The following is a 3726-nucleotide window of genomic DNA, read 5'->3' as shown; positions in this document are numbered from 1 at the left end:
TGCGGTGGTTCCTCGACAAGCCGGTCGATCGTGAGCTCATCGACCGGGCGCTCGCGATCGGTCGGCAGTCGCCGTCGGCGTGCAACCGGCTCCCTTACGAGTTCCTCGTCTTCGACGACCCTGAGCTCGTCAAGAAGGTCGGGAGCATCCCCTTCGGGGCGGCCGGCTACTACGAGCAGATCCCCACCCTCATCGTGGTCAAGGGACGGCTCGACGACTACTTCTCGCCGCGCGACCGGCACGTCATCTACATCGACGCCTCCCTCGCCTCCATGGCGTTCATGCTCGGTCTGGAGACCCTCGGCCTGAGCTCGTCGGTCATCAACTGGCCGGACTTCGAGCCGCTCGAGGCGAAGATGGCCAAGACCCTCGGCCTCGCGCCGCACGAGCGCGTCATCATGCTGATGGCGGTCGGCTACGCCGACCCGACAGGGCTCGTCGCCTTCTCCCAGAAGAAGGACCTCGACGTCATCCGTACGTTCAACCCCGTTGTCTCGTAAGAGGGCGCTCCGGGGCGTCCTGACCCTGGTCGTCCTCCTTGTCGTCGGGTACTTCTTCGCCCGTGGGCTGGCCGAGAACTGGTCGGCGGTCCGGGAGATCGAGATCCAGGTCAACGGCTGGTCCGTCGGCGCGGTCGTGCTCTTCTCCGCTGCCGTGGTCGTCTCGGGTCTGCTCTGGGGCCACATGCTCGGCCGGCTCAACCACTCGCGGATCACCCGGACCGACGCGATCCGCGTGCAGTGCTTGTCCTGGCTGCTCAAGTACGTCCCCGGGCAGGTCGGATCGGTCGCGAACAAGGTCGTCTGGGTGGGTGACCGGGGGATCTCGCGCACGCTGGTCGTCATCACCTTCGTGTACGAGAACGTCTTCCTCCTGCTCGGGTCGATCGTCCCCACCGGGGTGATCCTGCTCGTCTCCCGGGCGACCCCCGGCGGATCGGGCGACCTGGTCACCACGCTCCTGCCGGCGATCGCCGCCCTCGTTCCCCTGCTCCTGGTGATGGACCGCCGGATCTTCCGCGGCGGGGTCAACCTCGTGGCGCGGCGGGCCCTGCGTCGTGACGTGCCCGACGAGTACTTCCTGCGTCCGCTCGACGCCCTGGGCTACCAGCTGGCGTTCCTCGTCCCGCGGGTGCTCAACGGGATCGGCTTCGTGTTCATCGTCGCCTCGTTCCTCGACGTCTCGTCCAGCGCGTACCTGCCGCTCGCGGCGGCCTACGTCCTTGCAGGTGCGGTGGGTATCCTCGCCGTCTTCGTGCCGAGCGGCCTCGGTGTGCGCGAGTCCGTGATCGTTCTCTTCGCCTCGCACTACATGCCGATCGAGCAGGCGATCGTCCTGTCGCTCCTCGCCCGGCTCTACAGCACGGTCGGCGATGCCGTCCTTGCCCTCCTCTACGGGGCGCTCAAGCTCCGCGACGTCTCGGAAGGACGACAGTCATGAAGGTGGCAATCATCGGCTCGGCACTGTCCGGGAACAAGGGCGCGGCAGCGATGCTGGAGAGCGCCGTCCAGCAGCTCAGCGGCCGCGACCCCGAGGCCCGGTTCCTCCTGCTGAGCATGTACCCCCGCTCGGACGCCGAGCAGAACGAGTACCCGAACATGACCGTGCGCGACGCCTCGCCGCTGCGGCTCGGGCTCCTGCTCAACTCCGCGGCGCTGCTGCACTGCGTCCTCCCGCCCCTCCGGCGGCTCATCGAGAACTCGGTCCCGGAGATCAAGGCGCTCGCGACGGCGGACGTCCTGCTGGACCAGGGCGGGATCACCTTCGTCGACGGACGGGGCAAGTTCCTCATCTACAACGTGGCGAGCATCCTCCCGGCGCTCTTCGTCGGGACGCCGGTCGTCAAGTGCGCCCAGGCGATGGGCCCCTTCCGCACGCCGGTGAACCGGCTCGCGGCCAAGGCGCTGCTGCCGCGGATGGCCGCGATCGTCTCGCGCGGTGCCGTCACCCACGAGCACCTGCTCGGACTGGGGCTCACGAACGTCACTGCGGGTGCCGACCTGGCGTTCACCCTCGAGGTCACGGAGCAGGACGCCGCAGCGGTCCGCGAGGCGGTCGACATGAGCTTCTTCGACGACGGTGAGGTCGTCGGTGTCTCGCCGAGCGCCGTCCTGCGCAAGTCGGCCGAGGCCGCAGGGGGCGACTACGTCGGCGAGGTCCGCCGGATGATCGACCACCTGACGCAGGACCTCGGCAAGAAGGTGCTCCTGGTCGCCCACAGCGCCCGGGCGCACACCGAGAAGACGCACAACAACGACCTGCCGCTCTGCCGGGAGATCTACGCAGGGGTGGCGTCACCCGAGCGGGTGCTCTTCCCCGACGACGAGCTCAGCTCCCAGGGGCTGCGCTACCTCATCGGCCGGTGCGATGTGTTCGTGGCCTCCCGCTTCCACGCGATGGTGTCCTCCCTGGCGATGGGCGTCCCGACGCTCGTCATCGGGTGGAGCCACAAGTACCGCGAGGTGCTCGACATGTTCGGCCTTGCCGAGTGGGCCGTGGGCCACGACGCCTACACCGATGAGGTCTTCGCCGAGCGCATCGCCGAGCTCCTCGCGACGCAGGACGACGTGCGTGAGCAGCTGCGTACCGCGCTCCCGCTGGTCAAGGCCAAGGCCCTCGAGCAGGTGGACGTCATCGAGCGGGTGGCGCGCTCCTGAGGCCGGATGCCTCGCGGTCCGCGACCCGTCCGTAGACTTCGCCGGGGGTCGCGGCGGACGGACCGTCGGCTCAGGACCCGGGTGGTGAGGAGAAGCGTGTGCGTTGGCTGGTGACAGGTGCGCTCGGCATGCTCGGCACGGACCTCATGGGGATGCTCGCGGATCGAGGCCACGAAGCCGTGGGCATCGACCGCGAGGACGTCGACATCACCGACGCCCGGGCGACCGCGGACATCGCTCGGGGTTTCGACGTGCTCGTCAACTGCGCGGCCTTCACGGCCGTGGACCCGGCCGAGGAGAACGAGGGCACGGCCTTCGCCGTCAACGCGGTCGGTCCCGCCAACCTGGCCGCCGCTGCGCGCTCGGCCGGGGCCCGACTGGTGCAGATCTCGACCGACTACGTCTTCGACGGCGAGGCCAGGACCCCCTACGCCGAGGACGCTCCGATCGCCCCGCGATCGGCCTACGGGCGGACCAAGGCGGCGGGCGAGTGGGCCGTCCGCGCCGGCACCCCCGACCACCTCGTCGTGCGCACCGCATGGCTCTACGGCGCGCACGGGCCCTGCTTCCCGCGGACCATCGCCCGCGTCGCCGCGGAGAAGGGCGGGCTGGACGTCGTCGCGGACCAGGTGGGCCAGCCCACCTGGACGGTCGACCTCAGCGACCTGATCCTGCGCCTCGTCGCGGCCGAGGCTCCGGCCGGGACCTACCACGGGACGTCGTCGGGGCAGACCTCCTGGCACGGTTTCGCCCAGGCGGCCGTCCTGGCGGCCGGGCTCGACCCGCAGATCGTGCGCACGACGACGAGCGAGGCCTTCGTCCGGCCGGCGCCGCGCCCCTCGTACTCGGTCCTCGGGCACGAGTCGCTGCGCTCGATCGGCGTCGAGCCGATCGGTGACTGGCGGTCGCGCTGGGAGCAGGCCGCGCCGACGGTTCTCGCGGGCTGAGCGGCCCCCGGAGGCGCGGGTGGCGGACGGGGCGCGCCCGTGCGCCTCAGCGGCCCTCAGCGGCCCTGGTCGAGCAGCCCCAGGAGGTACGAGCCGTACCCGGACTTGACCAGGACCTCTGC

The 3726-nt window shown here is 70.3% G+C and carries 4 protein-coding genes; all 4 read left to right on the top strand.

The window, feature by feature from the left end; genetic code table 11:
• Positions 1-500: nitroreductase family protein (locus ABWK99_RS14570; RefSeq protein WP_372595423.1), on the top strand; the 500-nt coding region annotated here is incomplete at its 5' end.
• Positions 490-1440 (top strand): hypothetical protein, encoded by a 951-nt coding sequence (locus ABWK99_RS14565; protein WP_372595422.1) that lies wholly within the window; start codon positions 490-492, stop codon positions 1438-1440. The genes ABWK99_RS14570 and ABWK99_RS14565, both read left to right, overlap by 11 nt.
• On the top strand, positions 1437-2657 hold the full coding sequence (locus tag ABWK99_RS14560) for a polysaccharide pyruvyl transferase family protein (RefSeq protein ID WP_372595421.1): 1221 nt from the start codon (positions 1437-1439) through the stop codon (positions 2655-2657). The genes ABWK99_RS14565 and ABWK99_RS14560 overlap by 4 nt, the downstream gene beginning before the upstream one ends.
• A gap of 98 nt (positions 2658-2755) precedes the next feature.
• A complete protein-coding gene (rfbD, locus tag ABWK99_RS14555) occupies positions 2756-3604 on the top strand; it encodes a dTDP-4-dehydrorhamnose reductase (protein WP_372595420.1) in 849 nt (282 codons plus the stop codon).
• Positions 3605-3726: the final 122 nt, after the last annotated feature.

This window comes from Actinotalea sp., from assembly GCF_041597215.1.
In the GTDB taxonomy this organism is placed as follows: Bacteria; Actinomycetota; Actinomycetes; order Actinomycetales; family Cellulomonadaceae; genus Actinotalea.
This window is presented reverse-complemented; position numbering and strand designations above follow the sequence as displayed.